The organism is Streptomyces sp. MAR4 CNX-425, from assembly GCF_048656465.1.
Lineage (GTDB): Bacteria > Actinomycetota > Actinomycetes > Streptomycetales > Streptomycetaceae > Streptomyces.
In genome coordinates, this window is record NZ_JBMDLF010000015.1 from 46,272 (window position 1) to 69,714 (window position 23,443).

21 protein-coding genes and 1 pseudogene are annotated in these 23,443 nt (G+C 73.2%); 18 read left to right on the forward strand and 4 right to left on the reverse strand.

All coding sequences use genetic code 11. From position 1 onward, the window contains the following. Positions 1–67: 67 nt before the first annotated feature. Genes ACHZ99_RS31020 through prcA form a run of 4 tightly spaced genes read left to right on the forward strand, consistent with a single transcriptional unit; the run spans position 68 to position 2,586 of the window. Positions 68–286: a ubiquitin-like protein Pup gene (locus ACHZ99_RS31020; protein WP_420308157.1), complete on the forward strand. Its 219-nt coding sequence runs from the start codon at positions 68–70 to the stop codon at positions 284–286. A gap of 9 nt (positions 287–295) precedes the next feature. Next, positions 296–880: an endonuclease VII domain-containing protein gene (locus ACHZ99_RS31025; protein ID WP_420308158.1), complete on the forward strand. Its 585-nt coding sequence runs from the start codon at positions 296–298 to the stop codon at positions 878–880. Continuing rightward, positions 832–1,677, forward strand: a complete 846-nt coding sequence (gene prcB / locus ACHZ99_RS31030; RefSeq protein ID WP_420308159.1) for a proteasome subunit beta — start codon at positions 832–834, stop codon at positions 1,675–1,677. The genes ACHZ99_RS31025 and prcB overlap by 49 nt, the downstream gene beginning before the upstream one ends. A gap of 51 nt (positions 1,678–1,728) precedes the next feature. Continuing rightward, positions 1,729–2,586, forward strand: a complete 858-nt coding sequence (gene prcA, locus ACHZ99_RS31035; RefSeq protein WP_420308160.1) for a proteasome subunit alpha — start codon at positions 1,729–1,731, stop codon at positions 2,584–2,586. A 120-nt stretch (positions 2,587–2,706) separates the two neighbouring features. Here the strand turns inward: prcA and ACHZ99_RS31040 are convergent, their stop codons facing one another. Continuing rightward, a complete protein-coding gene (locus tag ACHZ99_RS31040) occupies positions 2,707–3,798 on the reverse strand; it encodes a LacI family DNA-binding transcriptional regulator (protein ID WP_420308161.1) in 1,092 nt (363 codons plus the stop codon). 181 nt (positions 3,799–3,979) lie between these two features. Between ACHZ99_RS31040 and ACHZ99_RS31045 the strand changes: the two genes are divergently transcribed. From ACHZ99_RS31045 to ACHZ99_RS31105, 13 genes are all read left to right on the forward strand, one after another. Next, a complete protein-coding gene (locus ACHZ99_RS31045; protein ID WP_420308162.1) occupies positions 3,980–5,230 on the forward strand; it encodes an MFS transporter in 1,251 nt (416 codons plus the stop codon). A gap of 9 nt (positions 5,231–5,239) precedes the next feature. Beyond that, a complete protein-coding gene (pafA, locus tag ACHZ99_RS31050) occupies positions 5,240–6,601 on the forward strand; it encodes a Pup--protein ligase (RefSeq protein WP_420308163.1) in 1,362 nt (453 codons plus the stop codon). A gap of 127 nt (positions 6,602–6,728) precedes the next feature. Continuing rightward, positions 6,729–7,712, forward strand: a complete 984-nt coding sequence (locus ACHZ99_RS31055) for an FKBP-type peptidyl-prolyl cis-trans isomerase (RefSeq protein ID WP_420308210.1) — start codon at positions 6,729–6,731, stop codon at positions 7,710–7,712. A 271-nt stretch (positions 7,713–7,983) separates the two neighbouring features. Next, positions 7,984–8,358, forward strand: a complete 375-nt coding sequence (locus ACHZ99_RS31060; RefSeq protein WP_420308164.1) for an FKBP-type peptidyl-prolyl cis-trans isomerase — start codon at positions 7,984–7,986, stop codon at positions 8,356–8,358. Between the two features lie 190 nt (positions 8,359–8,548). Further along, positions 8,549–9,565 (forward strand): helix-turn-helix transcriptional regulator, encoded by a 1,017-nt coding sequence (locus ACHZ99_RS31065; RefSeq protein WP_420308165.1) that lies wholly within the window; start codon positions 8,549–8,551, stop codon positions 9,563–9,565. 47 nt (positions 9,566–9,612) lie between these two features. After that, positions 9,613–10,536 (forward strand): helix-turn-helix transcriptional regulator, encoded by a 924-nt coding sequence (locus tag ACHZ99_RS31070; RefSeq protein ID WP_420308211.1) that lies wholly within the window; start codon positions 9,613–9,615, stop codon positions 10,534–10,536. Between the two features lie 121 nt (positions 10,537–10,657). After that, on the forward strand, positions 10,658–10,882 hold the full coding sequence (locus ACHZ99_RS31075; RefSeq protein ID WP_420308166.1) for a hypothetical protein: 225 nt from the start codon (positions 10,658–10,660) through the stop codon (positions 10,880–10,882). A gap of 134 nt (positions 10,883–11,016) precedes the next feature. After that, positions 11,017–11,319 carry a Sec-independent protein translocase subunit TatA gene (tatA, locus tag ACHZ99_RS31080; protein WP_420308167.1) on the forward strand — a complete coding sequence of 101 codons (303 nt, stop codon included), beginning with the start codon at positions 11,017–11,019 and terminating at the stop codon, positions 11,317–11,319. A gap of 123 nt (positions 11,320–11,442) precedes the next feature. After that, on the forward strand, positions 11,443–12,384 hold the full coding sequence (gene tatC / locus ACHZ99_RS31085; protein ID WP_420308212.1) for a twin-arginine translocase subunit TatC: 942 nt from the start codon (positions 11,443–11,445) through the stop codon (positions 12,382–12,384). A gap of 17 nt (positions 12,385–12,401) precedes the next feature. Beyond that, positions 12,402–13,292 carry a diacylglycerol kinase gene (locus ACHZ99_RS31090; protein ID WP_420308168.1) on the forward strand — a complete coding sequence of 297 codons (891 nt, stop codon included), beginning with the start codon at positions 12,402–12,404 and terminating at the stop codon, positions 13,290–13,292. Positions 13,293–13,409: 117 nt separating this feature from the next. After that, positions 13,410–16,250, forward strand: coding sequence for a DEAD/DEAH box helicase (locus ACHZ99_RS31095; protein ID WP_420308169.1), 2,841 nt, complete (start codon positions 13,410–13,412; stop codon positions 16,248–16,250). Between the two features lie 52 nt (positions 16,251–16,302). After that, a complete protein-coding gene (locus tag ACHZ99_RS31100) occupies positions 16,303–17,838 on the forward strand; it encodes an oxidoreductase (RefSeq protein ID WP_420308170.1) in 1,536 nt (511 codons plus the stop codon). A 104-nt stretch (positions 17,839–17,942) separates the two neighbouring features. Next, a complete protein-coding gene (locus ACHZ99_RS31105; protein ID WP_420308171.1) occupies positions 17,943–18,641 on the forward strand; it encodes a L,D-transpeptidase in 699 nt (232 codons plus the stop codon). Between the two features lie 39 nt (positions 18,642–18,680). Here ACHZ99_RS31105 and ACHZ99_RS31110 read toward each other — a convergent pair whose 3' ends face one another. Beyond that, complete coding sequence (locus ACHZ99_RS31110; protein ID WP_420308172.1) at positions 18,681–20,840, reverse strand: choice-of-anchor A family protein; 2,160 nt, start codon at positions 20,838–20,840, stop codon at positions 18,681–18,683. Between the two features lie 166 nt (positions 20,841–21,006). Between ACHZ99_RS31110 and ACHZ99_RS31115 the strand changes: the two are divergent. Next, positions 21,007–21,360: pseudogene (locus ACHZ99_RS31115) on the forward strand (ABC transporter permease); the annotation flags it as partial. A gap of 21 nt (positions 21,361–21,381) precedes the next feature. On the opposite strand, the gene ACHZ99_RS31120 reads toward ACHZ99_RS31115, so the two are convergent. Continuing rightward, on the reverse strand, positions 21,382–22,245 hold the full coding sequence (locus tag ACHZ99_RS31120) for a siderophore-interacting protein (RefSeq protein WP_420308173.1): 864 nt from the start codon (positions 22,243–22,245) through the stop codon (positions 21,382–21,384). A 170-nt stretch (positions 22,246–22,415) separates the two neighbouring features. Beyond that, positions 22,416–23,327, reverse strand: a complete 912-nt coding sequence (locus ACHZ99_RS31125; protein ID WP_420308213.1) for a 5'-3' exonuclease — start codon at positions 23,325–23,327, stop codon at positions 22,416–22,418. Positions 23,328–23,443: the final 116 nt, after the last annotated feature.

Sequence of the window (23,443 nt, forward strand, 5' to 3'; positions counted from 1 at the left end):
TGTAGGGTCGGATCTTGCAGGGCGACGCAGTCAGGACCATCGGGCGACACCGAGCGGGGTGAGGGAAATGGCGACCAAGGACAGCGGTGGTGGTCAGCAGAAGGCCACGCGGTCCCAGGAGGAGGTCGAGGAGCAGGCGCAGGACGCCGAGGTCTCCGAAGACCTGAAGGAACGGCAGGAGCAGCTGTCGGAGGACGTGGACTCGGTTCTCGACGAAATCGATGATGTGCTCGAGGAGAACGCCGAGGATTTCGTGAGGTCCTTCGTTCAGAAGGGTGGACAGTAGTTCACGAATATGAACGAAGAGAAGCGTTGCCCGCGTTGCGAGCGGACCCTCTCCGTGAGCTCGTATGCAAGTAACAGGTCTGCGCGGGACGGGTTACAGGCTTACTGTCGCAGGTGCTCAGCTGAGTACTACCGGCAGCGACGGGAGGCGAAGGGCCACCGGGTCCGGGCCAAGGTGCCGGTTGCCCGAGGCCACAAGCGTTGTCCTCAGTGTCGTGAAGTCAAACCCCACTCGGCGTGGGAGCGGAACCGGTCTTCGTCGGACGGTTGGGCCAGCTACTGCCGGGAATGTCGGGCGAAGCGCAATCGGGAGGGCTACTTCCGGAGGAAGTACGGCCTCACGGAGGCCGAGCGTGACGCTCTCATCGTCTCCCAGGGTGGGGTGTGCCTCATCTGCCTGGCAGCTCGCGCCGAGCATGTCGACCACGACCACCAGACAGGTAGGGTCCGGGGCGTATTGTGCTTCAGCTGCAACGCGGCCCTGGGGCAGTTCAAGGACCGGCCGGACGTCATCAGGCGTGCCGCCGCTTACGTGGAAGGAACCGTGTGGAAGCCACCTCTCGGAGCACCGGGCGCCTGCCTGCCGCCTTCCTGACCCCGGGCTCGTCCTCGTTCATGGACTTCCTGGGTGAGCACGCTCCCGCCGCCCTCCCGGGCAACCGGGAGCTACCGCCCGTGAAGGGCGCCGTCGAGGCGCCGCACGGCACCACCATCGTGGCCGTGTCCTTCCCGGGCGGGGTCGTGCTCGCCGGGGACCGCCGCGCCACCATGGGGAACATGATCGCCCAGCGCGACATCGAGAAGGTCTTCCCCGCCGACGAGTACTCGGCCATCGGCATCGCCGGCACCGCCGGTGTGGCCGTCGAGATGGTGCGGCTGTTCCAGCTGGAGCTGGAGCACTTCGAGAAGGTCGAGGGCGCGCAGCTCTCGCTGGAGGGCAAGGCCAACCGGCTGTCCACGATGATCCGGTCCAACCTCGGCATGGCGATGCAGGGCCTGGCCGTGCTGCCGCTCTTCGCCGGGTGGGACCCGGCGCGGGAGAAGGGCCGTATCTTCTCGTACGACGTGACCGGTGGCCGGACCGAGGAGCGGGGCTTCACCTCCGTGGGCTCGGGGTCGGTGTTCGCCCGGGGCGCGTTGAAGAAGCTGTACACCGAGGAGCTGACGGAGGAGCAGGCCGCCACCGTCGTCGTCCAGGCGCTGTACGACGCCGCGGACGACGACTCCGCCACCGGCGGGCCCGACATGACCCGACGCATCTATCCCATCGTCACGTCCATCACCGACGAGGGCTTCCGCAGGCTCGGCGAGGCCGAGGTCGCCGAGATCGCCCGCTCGGTGGTCGACCGGCGGCTGGAGCAGCCCGACGGCCCGCGCGCCTCCGTGCTCTGACAGCGCGGCCCCACGAGATTTCCCACCGAGCAGAGAGGGACGGATAAGCCGGTGTCGACACCGTTCTATGTCTCACCCCAGCAGGCCATGGCGGACCGCGCGGAGTACGCCCGCAAGGGCATCGCGCGCGGGCGCAGCGTGGTGGTGCTGCAGTACAGCGACGGGATCCTGTTCGTCGCCGAGAACCCGTCCCGGGCCCTGCACAAGGTCAGCGAGATCTACGACAGGATCGCCTTCGCCGCCGTCGGGAAGTACAACGAGTTCGAGAACCTGCGCATCGGCGGTGTCCGGTACGCGGATCTGCGCGGGTACACGTACGACCGTGAGGACGTCACCGCCCGCGGTCTGGCCAACGTCTACGCCCAGACTCTCGGCACCATCTTCTCCAGCGGCGCCGAGAAGCCGTACGAGGTGGAGCTGATCGTCGCGGAGGTGGGGGAGACCCCCGCCGACGACCAGATTTTCCGGCTGCCGCACGACGGGTCGATCGTCGACGAGCACGGTTCGGTCGCGGTCGGCGGCAACGCCGACCAGATCAGCAGCTATCTCGATCAGCGGCACCGTGAGGGCATGACGCTGGCGGAGGGGCTGAAGCTGGCCGCGGAGTCGCTTGCCCGGGACAACAACGGCGGTGAGCGGGAGCTGACGTCGAAGCAGCTGGAGGTCGCGGTCCTCGACCGCAACCGGGCGCAGCAGCGCAAGTTCCGGCGGATTCTGGGCACGCAGCTCTCCCGGCTGCTGGAGGAGGACGGCGACGGTTCGGCGGCCGGGTCCGGTCCCGGGGACGACGCCGGCGACGCCGATGAGTCCGCGGACGCCCCCGGGACCGGGGACACGGGGGACGGCGCCGCGGAGAAGTCCGGCGAGGACTCCGGCGAGGACTCCGGCAAGAACAAGAAGAAGAAATAGCCGTACGGCGTTGTCGCACGGGCGGGCTCTGCCACGGGCCCGCCCGTCGCCGTGTCCGGACCCGACCGCGCCCGGGCGCGCCCGCCCACCGCGCCCGCGCCCGTGGGGCGGCGCGGGCCGTTACGCGTCCGGGGCGGGGGCCGTGGAGTGCCGGACCGTCAGCCGGGCGGGGACCGTGGTGCTGCCCGGGCGGCGGCCCGCCAGGGCGTCGAGCAGCGCCGTCATTCCGGCGGCGCCCACGGTGTCGGCGGGGAGCCGTACGGTGGTCAGCTCCGGCTCGACGGCGGTGGCCAGTGCCAGGTCGTCGAAGCCCGTGACGGACACGTCGTGGGGGACGCGCAGCCCGAGGCGTCGTACGGCCTTGCAGGCGCCCGCGGCGAGCAGGTCGTCGTCGCACACCAGCGCGGTGGGCCGGTCGGCCGGCGGTCCGGTGAGCGCCCGCCCGGCGGCCGCCAGTCCGCCCGCGACGGAGAGGTCGGCGTGTTCGGTGCGCGTGCGGGTGCCGGGCGTGGCGGCGAGCGCGTCGGCCAGCGCGCGGCGGCGGGCGGCGAAGGTCCAGGAGTCGATGCCGGCGGCGATGTGGGTGATGCGGCGGTGGCCGAGTGCGAGCAGGTGGCGGGTGACCTGGCGCATGCCGTCGGCGACGTCGGCGTTGACGGTGGCGACGGCGCCGGTGTCGGCGGGGTCGCTGTCGAGCATGACGAGCGGCAGCCGGCCGCCGCGGAGCGCCCGTACGGCGTCGGTGGCCATGGAGGAGGCGATGACGCCGTCGACGGCGGCGTGTGCGGCGGCGAAGGGGTCGGGGGCGGGGCCGATGCCCTGGGGTGAGGGGTAGAGGACGACGCCGAAGTCGTGGGCGGCGGCGGCGCGGGCGGCGCCGGTGTGGACGCCGGCGAAGAACTCGTTGGTGAGGGCGGGGACGACGAGGAGCGCGGTGCGGGTGCCGCCGGTGCGGAGGGTGCGGGCGGCGGCGTTGGGGCGGTAGCCGAGTTCGCGGGCGGCGGCGCGGACGGCGTCGGCCTTGGCGGCGGAGACGCGGCCGCGCCATTTGTCGCCGAGGACGAGGGAGACGGCGGCCTGTGAGACGCCCGCGGCGCGGGCGACGTCGCGGCTGGTGACGGCGGTGCGGCGGGCGGCGGCGGGGGGTCGTGGGGCGGTGTCGCCCGCGCCGGGGGGTCCGCCGCGGCCCGCGTCTCCGTGTCCGCCGCGCATCCTGCCTCCTCGTCGCGTTTCCCTGTCGGGGCTCTGCTGCTGGACCGCCCCGGGGCCCGGGCCCGGGGTCCGGGGCCGGGGTCCGGCCTGATCCGTCAGGAGGGTCCCGGGGTCGACCCTCGCCCGTGTTACGTATAACCTACGGCGTTATACGTAACACGCCAGCGTCGCGGGAGGGGTAGTGCTGCGGGGATACGCCGAGTTGCTGCGCGTCCGGCACGTCGGCCGGCTGCTCACCGGCACGCTGGTCGGGCGGCTGCCCAACGCCACCGCGGCCTTCGCCATCGTGCTGTTCGTCCGCGCCGAGGGCGGCTCGTACACCCTCGGCGGCATCCTCTCCGGCGGCTACGGCCTGGCCACCGCCGTCGGACAGCCGCTCCTCGGCCGGGCCGTCGACCTCCGCGGCCAGCCGCGCGTGCTGCTGCCCAGCGCCCTGCTGTCCGCCGCCGGCATGGCGCTCTTCGCCGTCGTGGGCATCGAGCCGCTGCCGGTGGCCTGCGCCGCCGTGCTGGCGGCCGGGCTGTTCACGCCGCCGCTGGAGGGCGCGCTGCGCGCGCTGTGGCCCAGCGTGCTCCAGCGGGAGGACCGGGTGCACGGCGCGTATGCCCTGGACGCCGTGGCGCAGGAGGTGATGTTCGCCGTCGCGCCGCTGATCGTCACCCTGCTGGTGGGCACGGCCTCCGAGGCGGCCGCGCTGCTCGTGCTGAACGCCCTGGGCGTGCTGGGCGCCCTGTGGGTGGTGCTGTCGCCGCCCGCCCGCCGGTGGCGCTCCGAGCCCCGTGAGGCGCACTGGCTGGGCGCCCTGCGCGCGCCCGGGCTGCTGGTGGTCCTCGGCGCCTTCTTCTTCGTCGGTGCCGCCCTCGGCGCCACGGCGGTCGCCTCCGTCGCGTACGCCGACGCCCGCGGCGACGACGCCGTCGGCGGCTACCTGCTGTCCGCGCTCGGCGCCGGCGCCCTGGTCGGCGGCCTGGTCTACGGCGCCCGGCAGTGGCGCGGCCCGGCCGAGCGGCGGCTCCAGCTGCTCCTGGCCGGCCTGGCGGCCGGCTACCTGCCGCTGACGCTCACCCCCGGCACCGCCGTGATGACGCTGCTCGCGGGCGTCGCGGGCCTGTTCCTGGCCCCGGCGCTGGCCTGCTCCTTCGTCGTCCTCGACCGGCACGCGCCGCGCGGCACGGCCACGGAGGCGTTCTCCTGGCTGGTGACGACCTTCGGCTTCGGCGCCGCCGCCGGCACCGCGGTCAGCGGCCCCGCCGTCGAGTACGGCGGCGAGAGGGGCGGCTTCGCGGTCGTCGGGCTCAGCGGGGTGGCGGCGCTGCTGGTGCTGACCGGCTTCGTACGGATTCTGGCGCGAACCGGCCGACCGCGACCGGCGGTCGAAAAAGATCGAATCGACGGAGCTGCACCCGGTTTCGAAACTGAGCGACAGGCGTAATGTTCAGTCATGGACCGCCGCATCTTCGGGCTTGAGAACGAGTACGGCGTCACGTGCACGTTCCGGGGGCAGCGCCGCCTGTCCCCGGACGAGGTGGCGCGCTATCTCTTCCGCCGAGTCGTCTCCTGGGGCCGCAGCAGCAACGTCTTCCTGCGCAACGGGGCACGGTTGTACCTGGACGTCGGCTCGCACCCCGAATACGCAACTCCCGAGTGTGACAACGTCATCGAGCTGGTCACCCACGACAAGGCGGGCGAGCGCATTCTCGAAGGTCTCCTCGTGGACGCCGAGCGCCGGCTCCACGAGGAGGGCATCGCCGGCGACGTCTACCTCTTCAAGAACAACACCGACTCCGCCGGGAACTCCTACGGCTGCCACGAGAACTACCTGGTGGCCCGGCACGGCGAGTTCTCGCGGCTCGCCGACATCCTCATCCCGTTCCTCGTCACCAGGCAGCTGATCTGCGGCGCGGGCAAGGTGCTGCAGACGCCGCGCGGCGCGGTCTACTGCGTCAGCCAGCGCGCCGAGCACATCTGGGAGGGCGTCAGCTCCGCCACGACCCGCTCCCGGCCCATCATCAACACCCGCGACGAGCCGCACGCCGACGCCGAGCGCTACCGCCGGCTGCACGTCATCGTCGGCGACTCCAACATGTCCGAGACGACGATGCTGCTGAAGGTCGGCGCCACCGACCTCGTCCTGCGCATGATCGAGGCCGGCACGGTGATGCGCGACCTGACCCTGGAGAACCCGATCCGGGCGATCCGCGAGGTCAGCCACGACATGACCGGGCAGCGCAAGGTGCGCCTCGCCAGCGGGCGCGAGGCGTCCGCGCTGGAGGTGCAGCAGGAGTACTACGAGAAGGCCGTGGACTTCTGCGAACGCCGCGGCATCCGCACCGGCACCGTCGAGCGCGTCCTGGAGCTGTGGGGGCGCACCCTGGAGGCGATCCGCACCCAGGACCTCGCCAAGGTCGGCACGGAGATCGACTGGGTCATGAAGCACCAGCTGATCGAGCGCTACCGGACGAAGAACAACATCACCCTCTCCCACCCCCGGATCGCCCAGATAGACCTCGCCTACCACGACATCCACCGCCGCCGCGGGCTGTACTACCTGCTGGAGAAGCGCGGCCAGGCCGCCCGGGTCTGCAACGACCTGAAGGTCTTCGAGGCCAAGTCGGTCCCGCCGCAGACCACCCGGGCCCGGCTGCGCGGCGACTTCATCCGCCGGGCCCAGGAGCAGCGCCGGGACTTCACCGTGGACTGGGTGCACCTGAAGCTGAACGACCAGGCGCAGCGCACGGTGCTGTGCAAGGACCCGTTCCGCTCCGTGGACGACCGGGTGGAAAAGCTGATCGCCGGAATGTAGGCGGGGCGCGCGTTGCCCGTGCGGTTGACGGGTTGACGGGGATCCGGGCGCCGAGGCCGTAGAGTGGCCGGAGCTGCCCGGACCCCCTACACGAGTTGGACCCATGACATCTCGCAACATGACCCGCATGGGGGCGGCGCTCGTCGTGCCCGCCCTGCTGCTCGCCGCGGCCTGCGGCTCCGAAGACTCCTCCGACTCGGACAACGGGGGCGGCAAGGCCGCCGCCGTGACGAAGGTCACGGGCGACTTCGGCGAGAAGCCGAAGATCAAATTTCCGGACGGCGCCGAGGCGGCCGACGAGGTCGTCGTGAAGACCCTCAGCGAGGGCGACGGGGACAAGGTCGGCAAGGGCGACCAGGTCCGGCTGGACTTCGCCGGCAAGGCCATGAAGGACGACCAGGCTCTGGGCAGCACCTGGGCGAAGCCCGCCGCCCAGGGCGGCCAGCAGAGCGCCGGCGGCCCCCGCCAGCAGGTGATCGGGAAGATCGGCGAGCCGAACCAGGCGCTGCCCCCGCCGGTCCTGGACTCCGTCGCCGGCCACACCGTGGGCAGCCGCCTGCTGGTCGAGGGCACGGCCGGCGCGCTGGTGGGCGAGAACCTCAACCCCGAGTCGGGCATCGAGCAGAGCGACGGCCTGGTCTGGGTCATCGACGTCGTCGGCGCCGAGAAGGTCGACGCCAAGGCCGAGCTGAAGGGCGAGTCCGCCGAGCCGCGCGAGGGCATGCCGGACGTCGAGGTCCCCGCGGGCAAGGCCGCGAAGATCACCGTCCCGGACGGCGCGGAGGCCCCGAAGGAGCTCAAGGAGCAGGTCCTCATCGAGGGCAAGGGCGCCGAGGTCAAGGCGGGCGAGGGGCTCATCGCGCAGTACACCGGCTACGCCTGGGAGGACGGGAAGAAGTTCGACTCCTCCTGGGACAACAGCGGCGCGACCGTGTTCCAGATCGGCACCGGCATGGTCGTGGAGGGCTGGGACAAGGGGCTCGTCGGCAAGCACGTCGGCGACCGGGTGCTGCTGGTCGTCCCGCCGGAGCTGGGCTACGGCAAGTCCGAGGGCAACGAGCTGCAGAAGAAGACCCTGATCTTCGTCGTCGACATCCTCGGCACGGTCTGACCTGCGGTCGGCGTGGCGGGTCGGGTTCCGGCTGGTCGGCGGCGGTGGGGCGTGCCGTGTGGGTGGGGGCGGGGCACGGTCTGACCTGCGGTCGGCGTGGCGGGTCGGGTTCCGGCTGGTCGGCGGCGGTGGGGCAGGCCCCGGTCGGGGGATGTAGCACCGGACCGGCCGTCCTCGCCGCGCCGGGGGAGGCGGCGGGGGAGCCGGCCGGGGGCGTCTGCGAGACTTGGCAGCCCAGTCACCGTCACTCATGCACGAGGAGTGTTCTTCCGTGAGCATCGACAAGCCCGAGGTCGACTTCCCCGAGGGCCCGGCGCCCGCCGGCCTGGAGGTCCAGGACCTGTGGGAGGGCGAAGGACCCGAGGCGAAGGCCGGTGACACCGTCTCCGTCCACTACGTCGGGGTCGCCTTCTCCAGCGGCGAGGAGTTCGACGCCAGCTGGAACCGCGGCAAGCCGCTGCAGTTCCAGCTCGGTGCCGGCCAGGTCATCCCCGGCTGGGACCAGGGCGTGCAGGGCATGAAGGTCGGCGGCCGGCGCCGGCTGACCATCCCGCCGCACCTGGCCTACGGCGACGCCGGCGCCGGCGGCGGCCGTATCAAGCCGGGCGAGACGCTGATCTTCGTCTGCGACCTGGTCGCGGTCTGACCCGCCGCCGACGGGCTGTCCGCCCGTAGCACAGCGCAGGGCCCCCGTCGCGCGACGGGGGCCTTCGCTTTGGCCGCCGGGCCCGGGCGGAGTACCGTCGTCATCTGCGAACCCCGGCGACACGCGCGGACGGGGTCGCCGGCGGCGGCCGTGCGCCGCCCCGGACGCGCTGCTTAAGGAGAACCCCTCGATGGCCATCGCCAAGGCGGAGCGGCTGATGTGCCTGGCGCTGTGCCTGCTCGGCACGGGCCGGCCGCTCAGCAAGCGGGAGCTGCGCACGTCCATCGAGGCGTACGTGGAAGCCTTCGGACCCGGCCGCGGGGCGGCGTTCGGGTCCGACACCTCCGGTGAGGACGCGTTCAACCGGATGTTCGAGCGCGACAAGGACGACCTGCGCGAGCTGGGTCTCGTCATCGACACCGTGGAGGGCCTGGACGGCGAGCCGGGCTATCTGGCGCGCCGGGACCACAACCGGCTGCCGCCCGTCACCCTCGACGCCGAGGAGGCCGCCGCCCTCACGGTGGCCGCGAAAGTGTGGCAGCAGGCCCGGCTCGCCGGCGCGGCCAGCGGCGCGCTGCAGAAGCTGCGGGCCGCCGGGATGCCGCTCGCCGGGGCCGCCGACAGCCCCGAGGCGGGTGCGGTGGAGCAGGTCAGCGCCCTGGAGCCGCGGATTCCGGTACGTGAGGCGGCGTTCGAGCCGCTGATGCTGGCCTGCCGGGACCGCCGGCCCGTCGTCTTCCCGTACCGCAAGGCCAATGCGGCCCGCCCGGAGGACCGGCACGTGGAGCCGTGGCAGCTGGAGTGCTGGCGCGGCCACTGGTACCTCGTCGGCCACGACCGCGGCCGCGACGCGGAGCGCGTCTTCCGGCTCTCCCGCATCACCGGCCGGGTCCGCCACCGCGGCCGCGGCTTCACCGCCGAGGTCCCGGACCGCGTCACCGTGCGCGAGACCGTCGAGCGCTGGGCCGGGGAGAGCGCCGACCGCTCGGCCCTGATCCGGCTCCGCGCCGGCGCCGGCTACCCGCTGCGCGCCCGGGCGTACGGCATCCGCGAGGCCGTGGACGCCGGCTGGGACGAGCTGGAGATCCCGTACGGGCACGGACTGGACGCCTGGCTGGTGGAGTTCGGGCCCGACGTGGTCGTGCTGGAGCCCGCCGAGCTGCGGGCCGACGTCATCGACCGGCTGCGCGCCGTGGCCAAGGGCTGAGGGGGAGCGGGGGAGCAGTGGCGAGTGCCATCGACCAGACCCGGCGGATGCTGTCGCTGGTGACGTATCTGCGGGAGCGCAACGGCGCGTACCTCTCGGACGTCGCCCGGGCCTTCGGCGTGACCGAGGACGAGCTGATCTCCGACCTGGACGTGCTGCCGATGTGCGGGACGAGCTTCCGCGGCGGCGACCTGCTCGACATCGACACCGACGGCGAGCGCATCTGGTTCCGCAACCCCGAGTCCACCGGCACCGGCGAGCCGCTGCGACTGGCCGCGGACGAGGCCACCGCCCTGCTGGTGGCCGCCCGGGCGGTGGCCACTTTGCCCGGGCTGCGCGCCGGCGACCGGCAGGCGCTGCTGCGGGCCACCGCGAAGCTGGAGGCGGCGGCGGGCGAGTCGGCGGCGGCCAGCTCCAGCCTGTCGGTGACCTTCGAGTCCGAGGGCGGGGTCTTCGCCGAGGTGGACCGGGCCATCTCCGAGCGGCGCCGGCTGTGGCTGCGCTACTACTCGCCGTCCCGCGACGAGCTGACCGAGCGGGAGATCGACCCGATCCGGCTGGTCACCGTCGGGCACACGTACGTGGAGGCGTGGTGCCGGCTGTCGGAGGCGCGGCGTACGTTCCGGCTGGACCGGGTCGCCGCGATCCGGATCCTCGACGCCCCGGCCGACCCGCCGCCCGTGGAGCTGCGCGACCTGTCCGCGGGCATCGTCCAGCCGTCCGAGGAGGACCCGGAGGTCGTCATCGAGGTGGGCCCCGGCGGCCGCTGGGTCGCCGAGTACTACCCGCACGACAGCGCGGAGGAGCTGCCCGACGGGGGGCTGCGGATCTCGCTGCGCGCCCCCGACCCCGCGTCGCTGCGGCGGCTGGCGCTGCGGCTGGGCCGGGACGGGCGGATCGTCTCGCCGGGCGACCTGGCGGAGAGCGCGCGTGCGGCGGCGGTCAAGGCGCTGGCCGCGTACGACGCATAAGGCACACGCGGAAACGCCCCTTTGCGGTATTCCGGACGTATGGGATATGCCGGACGAACCGTCAGCCGCCGCCCGGGTGCCCGGTGTCCGCGGCCGCCGCCGGGACGGCTAGGCTTCGCCCATGCTGTGGCCCATGACCGCCGTCGCGCTCGGCTTCCTCGGCCTCGTCGCCATCGCCGTGCCCGCTCTGCGCGTCGGCCTCGAAGTGCGCAGGCTCGCCCGCCGGCTGGACGACGCCGCGCAGCAGATCAGCCGTGCCACGCGGGATCTGGAGCGCTCGGCGGCGGACGTGGCCCGGCGGGCGGGGTCGGCAGGTGACCTCCCCGGATCGGATTTCGAGAGGTAGGCTGCACATCGCGGCTCCGATGCGAGGCGGGGGCCACGATTGGTGTACGCCGGGGGATTGCCCCGAGTTCACCCCCGCGGGTTACGATCGATCACGCCCAAACCCACGCAGCCTCGGTGAGAAGGTAGACGCATATGTTCGGACGGCTCGGCCCTACCGAGATCATCCTGATTCTCGTCGTCATCATCCTGCTGTTCGGCGCGAAGAAGCTTCCGGACATGGCCCGTTCGCTGGGCAAGTCGGCCCGTATCCTCAAGAGCGAGGCCAAGGCCATGAAGAGCGAAGGCAAGTCGGACGAGGCCGCGCCCGCGGACCCGCCGCAGCCCGCGCCGAAGACCATCCAGGCCGCCCCCGGCGACGTGACCAGCTCCCGCCCGGTCAGCGAGTCGCAGACGGACGACCAGCAGACGCAGCAGCAGTCGCAGTCGCAGCGCTGAGAATCCGCAGGGGCATACCGCGGCCGGGAACGGCCACGCGGCACGAGATGAGGACGTGGGTTGCTAGGCGTTGCCCGCCGTAAGGAGCGCAAGGAGCGCAGGGAGAGGGACCCCGAGGGGCGGATGCCCCTCGCGGAGCACCTGAGGGAGCTTCGCGACCGGCTGGTGAAGGCCGTCGGGGCCATTCTGGTGGTCTGTATCGCCGCGCTCTTCTTCTATCAGGACATCGTCGACTTCCTGATGGACCCGGTGCTCGAATCCGTCGGCTGTCCGGACGGCCTGAAGGTGTCCGAGATCGACGGCAAGGAGGACTGCGCGTCCTTCACGGTCAACGGTCTCATCTCGCCGTTCACCATCATGCTGAAGGTCTCCTTCATGACCGGCATGGTGATCTCGACCCCGATCTGGCTGTACCAGCTGTGGGCGTTCCTCGCCCCCGGGCTGCACCAGAACGAGAAGAAGTACTCGCTGGGCTTCGTCGCCGCCGGCGTGCCGCTCTTCCTCGGCGGCGCCTACTTCGCGTACCGGATCCTGCCGACCACGGCCGAGGTGCTGCTGGAGTTCACCCCGGAGAACGCCACCAACCTGCTGCCGCTGCCGGAGTTCATCGACCTGCTCGTGCGCATGGTCATCGTCTTCGGGCTCTCCTTCGAGCTGCCGCTCGTGCTGGTGATGCTCAACATGGGCGGTGCCGTCACCGGGCGCCGCATGCTCGGCTGGTGGCGGGCCATGATCTTCGGGATCGTCGCCTTCGGCGCCATCGCCACCCCCAGCACCGACCCGATCGGGATGTTCGCGCTGGCCGGCCCGGTGATCCTGCTGTACTTCATGGCGACCGGGTTCGCCCTGTTCAACGACCGCCGGCGGGCCCGTATCGCGGCCCGCGGCCCGGCCGACGACGAGGCCGCCGACCTCGACCTCACCCCCGAGGAAGTGGGCGACGTGGAGCCCGTGGGCGCCTCGGCGGCGCTGCCCGAGCAGGCCACCGGCGAGGCCGACGGCGCCAGCGGCGCGGCGGCCGGGGACGGGACGACCCGCAGAAATGGTTACGACGACGCCACCTGACCGCTAAGGTCACGCTGGTGACCAGCGATATCACCGTGTTCGTCAACCCCACCGCGGGCCGTGGCCGGGGCGCCAAGGCAGCCCCCGTCGTCGCCCAGGCCCTCCGCGACGCCGGGTACGAGGTGACCACCGTCCAGGGCCGCGACTCCGGCTCCGCGCTCGCCGGCGCCCGCGAGGCCGTCGCCGCGGGCACCGGGGCGCTCATATCGGTCGGCGGCGACGGCATGGCCGGCCTCGCCCTCCAGGCCGTTGCCGGTACCGAGGTACCGGTCGGATTCGTGGCCGTCGGCACCGGCAACGACTTCGCCCGCGCCACCGGGCTGCCCGTACGCGACCCGGCCGCCGCGGCCGAGGTCGTCGTCGGCGCCCTGGAGTCCGGCAGCACCCGGCCGATCGACCTGGGCCGGGTGGGGGAGAAGTACTTCGGCACGGTCCTGGCCTCCGGCTTCGACTCCCGCGTCAACGACCGCGGCAACCGGATGAGCTTTCCGCCGGGGCGGTTCAAGTACGACGCGGCGATCGTCGCCGAACTCGCGTCGTTCCGCCCGATCCCGTACAAGATGCGGCTCGACGACGGGCCGGAGACGGAGCTGGAGGCGACGCTCGTCGCCGTCGGCAACGGCCCGTCGTACGGGGGCGGCATGCGCATCTGCCACGAGGCGCGGATGGACGACGGGCTGTTCGACATCACCGTCGTCGGCCGGTGCAGCCGGCGCACCCTGCTGCGGGTCTTCCCGCGGGTCTACAAGGGCACCCACCTGACCCATCCGGCCGTCACCGTCCACCGGGCCGCGAAGGTGTCCCTGACCGCCGCGGACGTCACCGGGTACGCGGACGGGGAGCCGCTGGGGCCGCTGCCGCTGACGGCGGAGTGCGTGCCGGGCGCGGCCCGGGTGCTGGTGCGCTGAGCGGCGCGGACACGGCCCGGGAGCGTTCCCGGCCGCACCGTCGCCGCCCGGCTGACCTGGGGCGGTCCATAAAGATCGGGTGCGTTGTCGGCGGGGCCCGGTAGGCTCGTACTCACGATGACCGACGAGCACATCCCCCCCGCCGAGGCGTACGCGGCGCACCGCCGCCGGGCCGCCGAGGCGGCCACCGCACTCGGCACCTTCCGCGGGCTGTACGACTTCGCGCTCGACCCCTTCCAGCTCGACGCCTGCCGGGCCCTGGAGGACGGCCGGGGCGTGCTGGTCGCGGCGCCCACCGGCTCCGGCAAGACGGTCGTCGGCGAGTTCGCCGTGCACCTCGCCCTGGAGCGCGGCCGCAAGTGCTTCTACACCACGCCGATCAAGGCGCTGTCCAACCAGAAGTACGGCGACCTCGTCCGGCGCTACGGCGCCGCCAACGTCGGCCTGCTGACCGGCGACAACACCATCAACTCCGAGGCCCCGGTGATCGTCATGACCACCGAGGTCCTGCGGAACATGCTGTACGCCGGCTCCCAGACCCTCCTCGGCCTCGGCTACGTGGTGATGGACGAGGTGCACTATCTCTCCGACCGCTTCCGCGGCGCCGTCTGGGAAGAGGTGATCATCCACCTCCCGGAGTCCGTCACCCTGGTCTCCCTCTCGGCCACCGTCTCCAACGCCGAGGAGTTCGGCGCCTGGCTCGACACCGTCCGCGGCGACACCGCCGTCATCGTCTCCGAGCACCGCCCCGTGCCGCTGTGGCAGCACGTGATGGCCGGCCGCCGCATGTACGACCTCTTCGAGGAGCGCAGCACCGTCGGCGCCCGGGCCGGGGAGCCCGCCAAGGCGGTCAACCCCGACCTGCTGCGCCTGGCCCGGCAGGAGTACACGCGCCCGGCCGGCCCCCGGGACCGGCGCCGCGGCCGCGGCCGCGAGGCCGACCGCGAGCGGGACCGCCGCTCCCGCTCCCGGGTCTTCACGCCCAGCCGGGTCGAGGTCGTCGAGCGGCTGGACGCCGAGGCGCTGCTCCCCGCGATCACGTTCATCTTCAGCCGCGCCGGCTGCGAGGGCGCCGTCCAGCAGTGCCTCTACGCGGGCCTGCGGCTCAACGACGAGGAGGAGCGCGCCGCGGTCCGCGAGATCGCCGAGGTGCGCACGGCCGCGATCCCCCGCGAAGACCTGCACGTCCTGGGCTACTTCGACTGGCTGGAGGCCCTGGAGCGGGGCATCGCCGCGCACCACGCCGGGATGCTGCCGACCTTCAAGGAGGTCGTCGAGGAGCTGTTCGCCAAGGGCCTGGTCAAGGCGGTGTTCGCGACCGAGACCCTGGCCCTCGGCATCAACATGCCGGCGCGCTCCGTGGTGCTGGAGAAGCTGGTGAAGTGGAACGGCGAGACCCACGCCGACGTCACCCCGGGCGAGTTCACCCAGCTCACCGGCCGCGCCGGCCGCCGCGGCATCGACGTCGAGGGCCACGCCGTGGTGCTGTGGCAGCGCGGCATGAGCCCGGAGTACGTCGCGGGCCTGGCCGGCACCCGGACGTACCCGCTGCGCTCCTCCTTCCGCCCCTCGTACAACATGGCCGTCAACCTCGTCGCCCAGTTCGGCCGGCACCGCACGCGCGAGCTGCTGGAGATGTCCTTCGCGCAGTTCCAGGCCGACAAGTCGGTCGTCGGCATCTCCCGCCAGGTGCAGAAGAACGAGGAGGGCCTCGGCGGCTACCGCGAGGCCATGACCTGCCACCTCGGCGACTTCGAGGAGTACGCGCGGCTGCGCCGCGACCTGAAGGACCGCGAGACGGAGCTGGCCCGCCAGGGCGCCGCGCAGCGCCGCGCCGCCGCCGCGGGCTCGCTGGAGAAGCTCCGCCCGGGCGACGTGATCCACGTGCCCACCGGCAAGTTCGCCGGCCTCGCCCTCGTCCTCGACCCCGGCACGCCCGCCGGCCGCACCAACGGCCACCGCGGCCTGGAGCACCACGACGGCCCCCGCCCGCTGGTGCTCACCGCCGCCCGGCAGGTCAAGCGGCTGGCCGCGATGGACTTCCCGGTGCCGGTGGAGCCGCTGGAGCGGATGCGCATCCCCAAGTCGTTCAACCCCCGGAGCCCGCAGTCCCGCCGCGACCTCGCGTCCGCGCTGCGCACCAAGGCCGGCCACCTGGAGCCCCGGCGGCACCGCAAGGAGCGCGCCCCCGCCGCCGACGACGCCGAGATCGCCCAGCTGCGCAAGGCGATCCGCGCCCACCCCTGCCACGGCTGCGACGCCCGCGAGGACCACGCCCGCTGGGCCGAGCGGTACCACCGGCTGCTGCGCGACACCCGCCAGCTGGAGCGCCGCATCGAGGGCCGGACGAACACCATCGCCCGCACCTTCGACCGGGTCTACGCCCTCCTCACCGAGCTCGGCTACATCGCCGAGGACCGCGGCGGCGAGCAGGTCACCGAGGACGGCCGCCGCCTCTCCCGCCTCTACGGCGAGCTGGACCTGCTGGCCTCCGAGTGCCTGCGCGAGGGCGTCTGGGAGGGCCTGGGCCCCGCCGAGCTTGCCGCCTGCGCCTCCGCGCTGGTCTACGAGGCCCGCCAGTCCGACGACGCGCTGCCGCCGAAGCTGCCCGGCGGCGGCGCCAAGCGGGCCCTGGGCGACATGGTGCGCATCTGGGGCCGCCTCGACGCCCTGGAGGAGGACCACCGGATCAGCCAGACCGAGGGCGTCGGCCAGCGCGAGCCGGACCTCGGGTTCGCCTGGGCCGCGTACCAGTGGGCCGCCGGCCGCAGCCTCGACGAGGTGCTGCGGGAGGCGGAGATGCCGCCGGGCGACTTCGTGCGCTGGTGCAAGCAGCTGATCGACGTCCTCGGCCAGCTGTCCGCCGCCGCCGACCCCGAGAGCACGGTCGCGGGCAGCGCCCGCAAGGCGGTCGACAAGCTGCTGCGGGGGGTCGTGGCGTACAGCTCGGTGGGCTGAGCGGACCGGTCCCCCAAGGCCCGGCCCCCGGCGGCCGCACTAATCTTCCCGGGTGATCTCCTACGACGATCTGACGGCGCCGGAGCGGGAGTTGTGGGCCGCGTTCCCCGAGGGCCGCCGGGTGGACCTGCGCGCCGGCGACACCGCCCGCGACGACCCCCTCGGCGGCCCGGACTGGGGCCCGGAGCGCACGGTACGGGCCGCGGTCCTCGCCGCCCTGCTGCTGGGCGCCCACCCGCCGCAGCCCGGCGCCACAGCCGCACTGCGGCTCGCGGGGGCGCGGATCACCGGGAGCCTGGACCTGGCGGGCGCGGAGACGGCGTACCAGCTGCGGCTGGAGCACTGCTGGTTCGAGAGCCAGGTGACGGTCAACTCGGCCACCACGGCGAGCGTACGCATCGACGACAGCGTGCTGCCCCGCCTCGACGCCCGGATGGCCCGAATCGAGGGCGTGCTGTCGGTACGGCGGTGCCGGGTCGCCGGCGCCCTGGCCGCCACGAACGCCCGGATCAGCGGCGAACTCCTCCTGCACGGAGCCCGGTTCGGCCACGAGAACGGCTGGTCGCTGTTCGCCGGCGGGATGGAGGTCGACGGCGCGGTCTTCTGCACCCACGGCTTCACCGGCGGCGGCGGGATACGGCTCATCGGCGCCCGCCTCTCGGGCGGCCTCTTCCTCGACGGCGCGCGGACCGGCGCCGCGGACGGCGTCGCGCTCAGCCTCGACCACGCACACGCCACCACCGTCCGGCTCACCGACGGCTTCTCCGCCGCGGGCCGGCTGGAGATGCGCGGCGCGCAGATAGCCGACCTGCTCACCTTCGACGGCGCGCAGCTCGGCGACTGCACCGGCGTCGACTGCGCCCGGCTGCACGCGACCGACCTCCGCTTCACCCCGGCCCGTCCGCCCGCCGGGCCGGTGTTCCTCGGCGGCACGCAGGTGGCCACGCTCCACGACGACGTCGGCTGCTGGCCCGCCACCGTGCACCTCGACGGCTTCGTGTACGGGTCCATCCGGCCGGCGCAGCCCCCGCCGGCCGCGCCGGCTCCGCGCCCCGCGGCGGCGCCTGCGGCGGCCGGCGCGCGGCCCGAGGAATCCGTACACCGCAGGCTCGACTGGGTCCGCCGCGGCGCGGGCTACGCCCCGCAGCCGTACGAACAGCTCGCCGCCTGGTACCGGCAGATCGGCCACGTCGACGACGCCCGCCGCGTGCTGCTCGCCAAACAGCGCGCCCGCCGCCGCACCCTGCGCCCCCTCGGCCGCGCCTGGAGCCTGCTGCTCGACGGGACCGTCGGCTTCGGCTACCGCCCCTGGCTGGCCGGGCTCTGGCTCGCCGCCCTCACCCTGCTCGGCAGCCTGGTCTTCGCCGCCGGGGACAACAAGCGGGTGCGCGCGGGCGAGGGGCCCGAGTTCAGCCCCGTCATCTACGCCCTCGACCTGCTGATCCCCGTCGGCGGCCTCGGCCAGCGCGAGTCCTGGTACATGGACGGCGGGACCGCGCAGATCCTCTCGTACCTGCTCGTCGCCACCGGCTGGCTGCTGACCACGGCGCTGGTGGCCGGCGTGACGCGGACCCTGGAACGGGCGTAGCGGGGAGAGGACGGGCCGTGACCGGGTGACGGCGCTGCACCGAACGTGGGAGAGGTACGGGGTGTTGCGCCGCCGTTCCGCCGCGGGCCGTGACCCTGTGAGCCATGCGTTGGACCACACTCTGTTCCGCGGCGGTCTCCGCCGCCACCCTGTCCGTACTCCTGGCCGCCCCGACCGCCGCCACGGGCGCCGCCACGGCACCCCGCGACGAGGCGCCGTGCACCGCGGGCACCGCCCCGTACCAGCGGCAGCTGGAAGCCGAGCTCAACCTCGAAGTCGACGGCCGGCAGAGCCCGGAGGACTGCCGCGCCATCCGCGACTTGCAGCGCCGCCTCGGCGTCCGCCCCGCCGACGGCCGCGCCGACCTGCGGACGTACCGCTTCATGCTCGCCGACCGCGTCCGCCGCGACCCCGCGGAGCGGCGCGAGTGCCCCACGCGCGCGTACCGCGTGACGTGCGTGGACCTGAACCGGCAGCTGCTGTGGGTGCAGAAGGGCGAGCGGCTGGTGTTCGACCCGGTGCCGGTGCGCACGGGCCGCGACGGGCTGGAGACCCGCGGCGGGTGGCACCGCATCTACTGGCGCAACATCGACCACTTCTCCACCATCTACAACGTCCCGATGCCCTACGCGCAGTTCTTCGACGGCGGCCAGGCCCTGCACGGCACGGACGACGACCTGTTCACCTCCGGCTCCGGCGGCTGCGTGAACCTCACGAAGGCGGACGCGAAGCAGCTGTGGGACCTGCTCCGCAAGGACGACCACGTCTACGTCTGGGGCACGAAACCGGGCACGGCCGGCTGAACGCCGCACCGTGCCCGGATCGTGTCGCCGCGTCGTCGGCTACTTCTTGTCGCCGTCGTCGCGCTTGTTGCCGACCGCGACGGTGACGCCTTCCTCGGCGTTCTCCTCGGTCAGCTCGTACGGGCCGCTCACGCGGTCCACCGGGAGCCGGTAGCCGTCGGGGACGGCGGTCTCCTGGAGGTAGTACTCGCCGAACTCAAGGCCGGTGAACTCGCACCGGCCGCGCGCGTCGGTGGCACAGGCGGCGCCGACCCGGGTGTCCGGGTCGCCGCCGCCGGTCTGCAACCCGGCGACGCCGTTGGTCTCGCGCCAGAGCTGGAAGACCGCCCCGGCGAGGGGGCTGCCGTCGTGCTTGTCGGTCTTGACGAGGTCGATCTCGCCGGTGCCGGGGTCGACGGGGGTGGTGGTGTTGGTGGCGGTGACGGTGACGCCTTCTTCGAGGTTGGCTTCGGTGAGTTCCAGGGGTCCGAAGACGTTGGGGTCGGGGAGGTCGTAGCCGTCGGGGGCTGCGGTTTCGAGCCAGTAGTACGTGCCCGGGGGTACGGTCCGCGTGCATTGGCCGGGGGTGCCGGTGGTGCAGGTGTCGCCGATCTGGGTGTCGGGGTCGGTGCCGTCGGTCTGGAGGCCGGGGACGCCGTTGGTCTCCTCCCACAGCTCGAACTCGGCGCCCGCCAGCGGATCACCCGTTTCGTCGTCGACTTTGAGGACGGTGACGTCGCCTTCGTCGGGGTCGACGGGGGTGGCGGTGTTGGTGGCGGTGACGGTGACGCCTTCTTCGAGGTTGGCTTCGGTGAGTTCCAGGGGTCCGAAGACGTTGGGGTCGGGGAGGTCGTAGCCGTCCGGGGCTGCGGTTTCGAGCCAGTAGTAGGTGCCCGGGGGTACGGTCCGCGTGCATTCGCCGGGGGTGCCGGTGGTGCAGGTGTCGCCGATCTGGGTGTCGGGGTCGGTGCCGTCGGTCTGGAGGCCGGGGACGCCGTTGGTTTCTTCCCACAGCTCGAACTCGGCGCCCGCCAGCGGGTCTCCCGTCTCGTCGTCGACCTTCGTGACCGTGACGTCGCCCGTCACCGGCACCTCACCGCACTCCGGCAGGTCGCCCTCGAAGGGGTACGCGTGGAACTCCTGCCCCCCGCCGCCGGTCGGCGCACTGGTGTGGGTGAGCGACCCGGTGGTGAAGAAGCGGCCGTTCATGCCCGGGATGGACACGGCGGTCGTGGACGCCTGGTTGCCCACCAGGACGCTGCCCTGGAACTGGCCGGTGCCCTCGAACGACACATCCGCGGCGTCGGGGAAGTTCCACAGCAGGCGCTCGCGCAGCTGGTTGAAGTCGCTGCTGTCGTCGATCGTCCCGCTGTAGGTGCTGATCGTCCGGGCGTCGCCGTAGACGTTGATCAGCACGGTGGCGTCGGGCGGGATGTTCTCGAAGCGGATGCCCTCCTGGCCGCCGCTCGAACTCATCATGTCGAAGTCGACCTCGAACACCTGGAGGCTGGAGGCGCCGTCGCCGGTGAAGACGGTCTCGCCGAGGTTGTGCAGGACGGTGCCGTTCGCCGGCCGCCGGTCGCCGTCGGTGTACGCGTAGCACCGGCTCGCGTCCGTCAGCTCGTCGCGCAGCGCGAGGTACGGGTCCGCCGCCGCGTCGTCCTGCACCAGCGTGGAGTCGACCTCTCCGGTGACCGTGCCGGCGTGGCGTACGACGCCGTCCTCGGCGAGGAGCCGTTCGCCGCTCGCGATGGTGATGTCGCCGCCGGTGGTCAGCCAGTCCGAGCCGGGGCTGGGCGCGACCCGGGAGCCGACGCCGACCTCGCCGACGTTGTAGATCTGGCTGCCCGTCGGGTCCTTGTCCATGTCGAAGTCGTTGAGGACGACGATCCGGCCTTCGGCCTCCGCGGCGCGCTCGCGCACGAGGTAGTCCTGGCCGACGTAGATGTTGATCGCGTCGTCGCGGTACGTGATCGGGCCGTTGTTGACGGGCGGGAAGCCGTCGGGCGGGCAGTTGCCCGGCACGCACGGCCCGAGTCCCCCCGGCAACGGGGCGGCCAGCGCCGCTGTGGCGGGGGTCGCCGCGGTGGCGCCGCGGACGGGGTCGGGGGCTTCGGCCGCGCCGGCGGCGGTCGCGGCGGTCACGGCGGGCGCCGCGGCCATCGCCAGGGCGCAGGCCACCGGCGCCAGCCGGCGTCTGAGGAGACGGGTGAGCTGCATGCGCATGGACTCCATGGGGGGTGGTCGATCGTCCGCGTCAGGCTCACACGCGCCGCTCCGCCGCCCGCGGTGCTGGCCCGCGGGCGGGGCGAAGTCCACCGCAAAGGACCAGGGGTCGCCACTCGGCTGGACCCGGCCCCAAAGTCGCGATACATCTCGTGTTGACGGCACCGGTTCGTACCTGGACTACCTGACCCCCGGCGTGGTGGTGATGACCGCGCTCGGCTCCAGCATGTGGGCCGGGATGGGCACGCTGGAGGAGATCGAGCGCGGCACCCTCAACCGGTTTCTGACCACCCCGGTCAGCCGCGGGGCGCTGATGAACGCCAACGTGGTGAACAACGGCGTCAGCGTGCCCGTGCAGTCCGTCGTGATCATCCTGCTCGGGCTGCTCGCCGGCGCGGACTACGCGGGCGGGATCGCCGGGCTGCTGGCCCGGGGCGGCGCGCTGCTCGCGGTGGCGGTGGCGGCGGTGTGGCTGTCGACGCGTACGTTCCGGACGTACCAGCGCTCCGTCTGAGGCGGCCCGCGGGAACGGGGCTCAGGGTGCGGAGCCGACGGCCGGCTCCGCACCCTCCTGCTCGCGCTCGACGGCCTCGTTCCACCGCTTCTTCGAGGACTGCCAGCCGTCCTCGTCGTGGCCGAGCCGCCAGTACCCGGAGATCGACAGCTGCTCGCGCGGCAGCCCCCGCTCCAGCCGCAGGTGCCGGCGCAGCTCCTTGACCATCCCGGCCTCGCCGTGCACGAAGGCGTGCGCCCGGCCGGGCGGGAAGTCCAGCGCCCGCACCGCCGCCACGAGGGCCCGGCCCACCGGGCCGCCGTCGCGGTGGAGCCAGGTGACGGCGGCGCCCTCGGGGGCGGCGAGCGGCTGCCGCTCGGCCTCGTCGGCGACCTCGACGAGCACGTGCGCGACGGCGCCGTCGGGCACCCGCTCCAGCGAGGCGGCGATGGCGGGCAGCGCGCTCTCGTCGCCGGCCAGCAGGTGCCAGTCGGCCGCCGGGCTCGGCGCGTACGCGCCGCCGGGGCCGAGGAAGCGCACCGTCTCGCCCGGCCGCGCGCGCAGCGCCCACGGGCCGGCCACGCCGCTCTCGCCGTGCACGACGAAGTCGAGCGTCACCTCGCGCGCCTTGGGGTCCCAGCGGCGCACGGTGTACGTGCGCGTCACCGGCCAGCGGTCGCGGGGCAGGTCGCGGCGGATGGCGTCCAGGTCGTACGGCTCCGGGTAGGCGGCGCCCGGCGCGGGGAAGAGGAGCTTGACGTAGTGGTCGGTCCACTCGCCCGCCGTGAAGCCGGGCAGTTCGGCGTCGCCGAGGACCACGCGCACCATGTGCGGGGTGAGTTGCTCCGTACGCACCACGCGGGCGGTGTGGACCTGGCGCTTCCGGCCGGCGGGGCGGTCTGCCACGGGAACCTCCGGGACGAGGGGAAGTTAGGGTTACCTAACCTAACATCCCGGCCATCGGCCCGTGGCCGGAAACCGCCCGCTCCGCGCCGGACGGCCCGCTCCGGTCAGCCGCCCGTCAGCCCCCGGTCAGCCCTCCCCCGGGCCCGCCCCGGCCCGGGTCCCGGCCGCGCTCAGCCGTGCAGCGTCGTCAGCAGCCGCTCCAGCGAGCCCCCGAGCCCCCACCGCTTCGCGAGCGCCGCCAGCCGCTCCGGGTCCCGCGGCGTCCGCGGCAGCTCCGGCTCGTACGCCGGCAGCGGCACGTCCGCCGCGACCCGCACCACCTTCGGCGCCACCTCGACGTACGGCCGCGCCTCGGCGAGCCGGCGCCGCTGCGCCGGGGTGAGCCGCGAGGCGGGGTCGTCGACGGCGGCCATGATCCCGGCGAGGTCGCCGTACGCGTCGAGCAGCTTCGCCGCCGTCTTCTCGCCGATGCCCGGCACGCCCGGCAGGCCGTCGCTCGGGTCGCCGCGCAGCAGGGCGAGGTCGGCGTAGCCGGGGCCGTCGACGCCGTACTTCCCGCGCAGCGCCGCGCCGTCCATGACGGTGGCGTTCCCGACGCCCTTGACGGGGTAGACCACCCGCACCCCGCGGTCGTCGTCGATGAGCTGGAACAGGTCGCGGTCGCCGGTGATGATGTCCACGGGACCGGCCGCGTGCGCGGTGAGCGTGCCGATCACGTCGTCCGCCTCGTACGGGGCCACCCCCACCCGCGCGATGCCGAGGGCGTCGAGCACGTCCTCGATCACCGGCACCTGCGGCGACAGCGTGTCCGGCACCTCCTCCTCGTCCGCCTCGGCCTCGCCGGGGTGCTCCTCGGCGACCCGGTGGGCCTTGTACGAGGGGATGAGGTCCACCCGCCACTGGGGCCGCCAGTCGGCGTCCATGCACGCGACGAGGTCGTCCGGGCGGTGGTCGGCGACGAGCCGGGAGATGAAGTCCAGCAGCCCCCGCACGGCGTTCACGGGGGTGCCGTCCGGGGCCGTGACCGATTCCGGTACACCGAAGTACGCGCGGAAGTAGAGGCTGGCCGTGTCGAGCAGCATCAGGCGTCGGGTCATCCCCAGATGATGCCGCATTCGCCGCGACCAAACGCGGTCGCGATGTGAACTGGATCACGCAGTGGTTTGGACACCGTCATCCTGGGCAGCGGCGGAAGTGG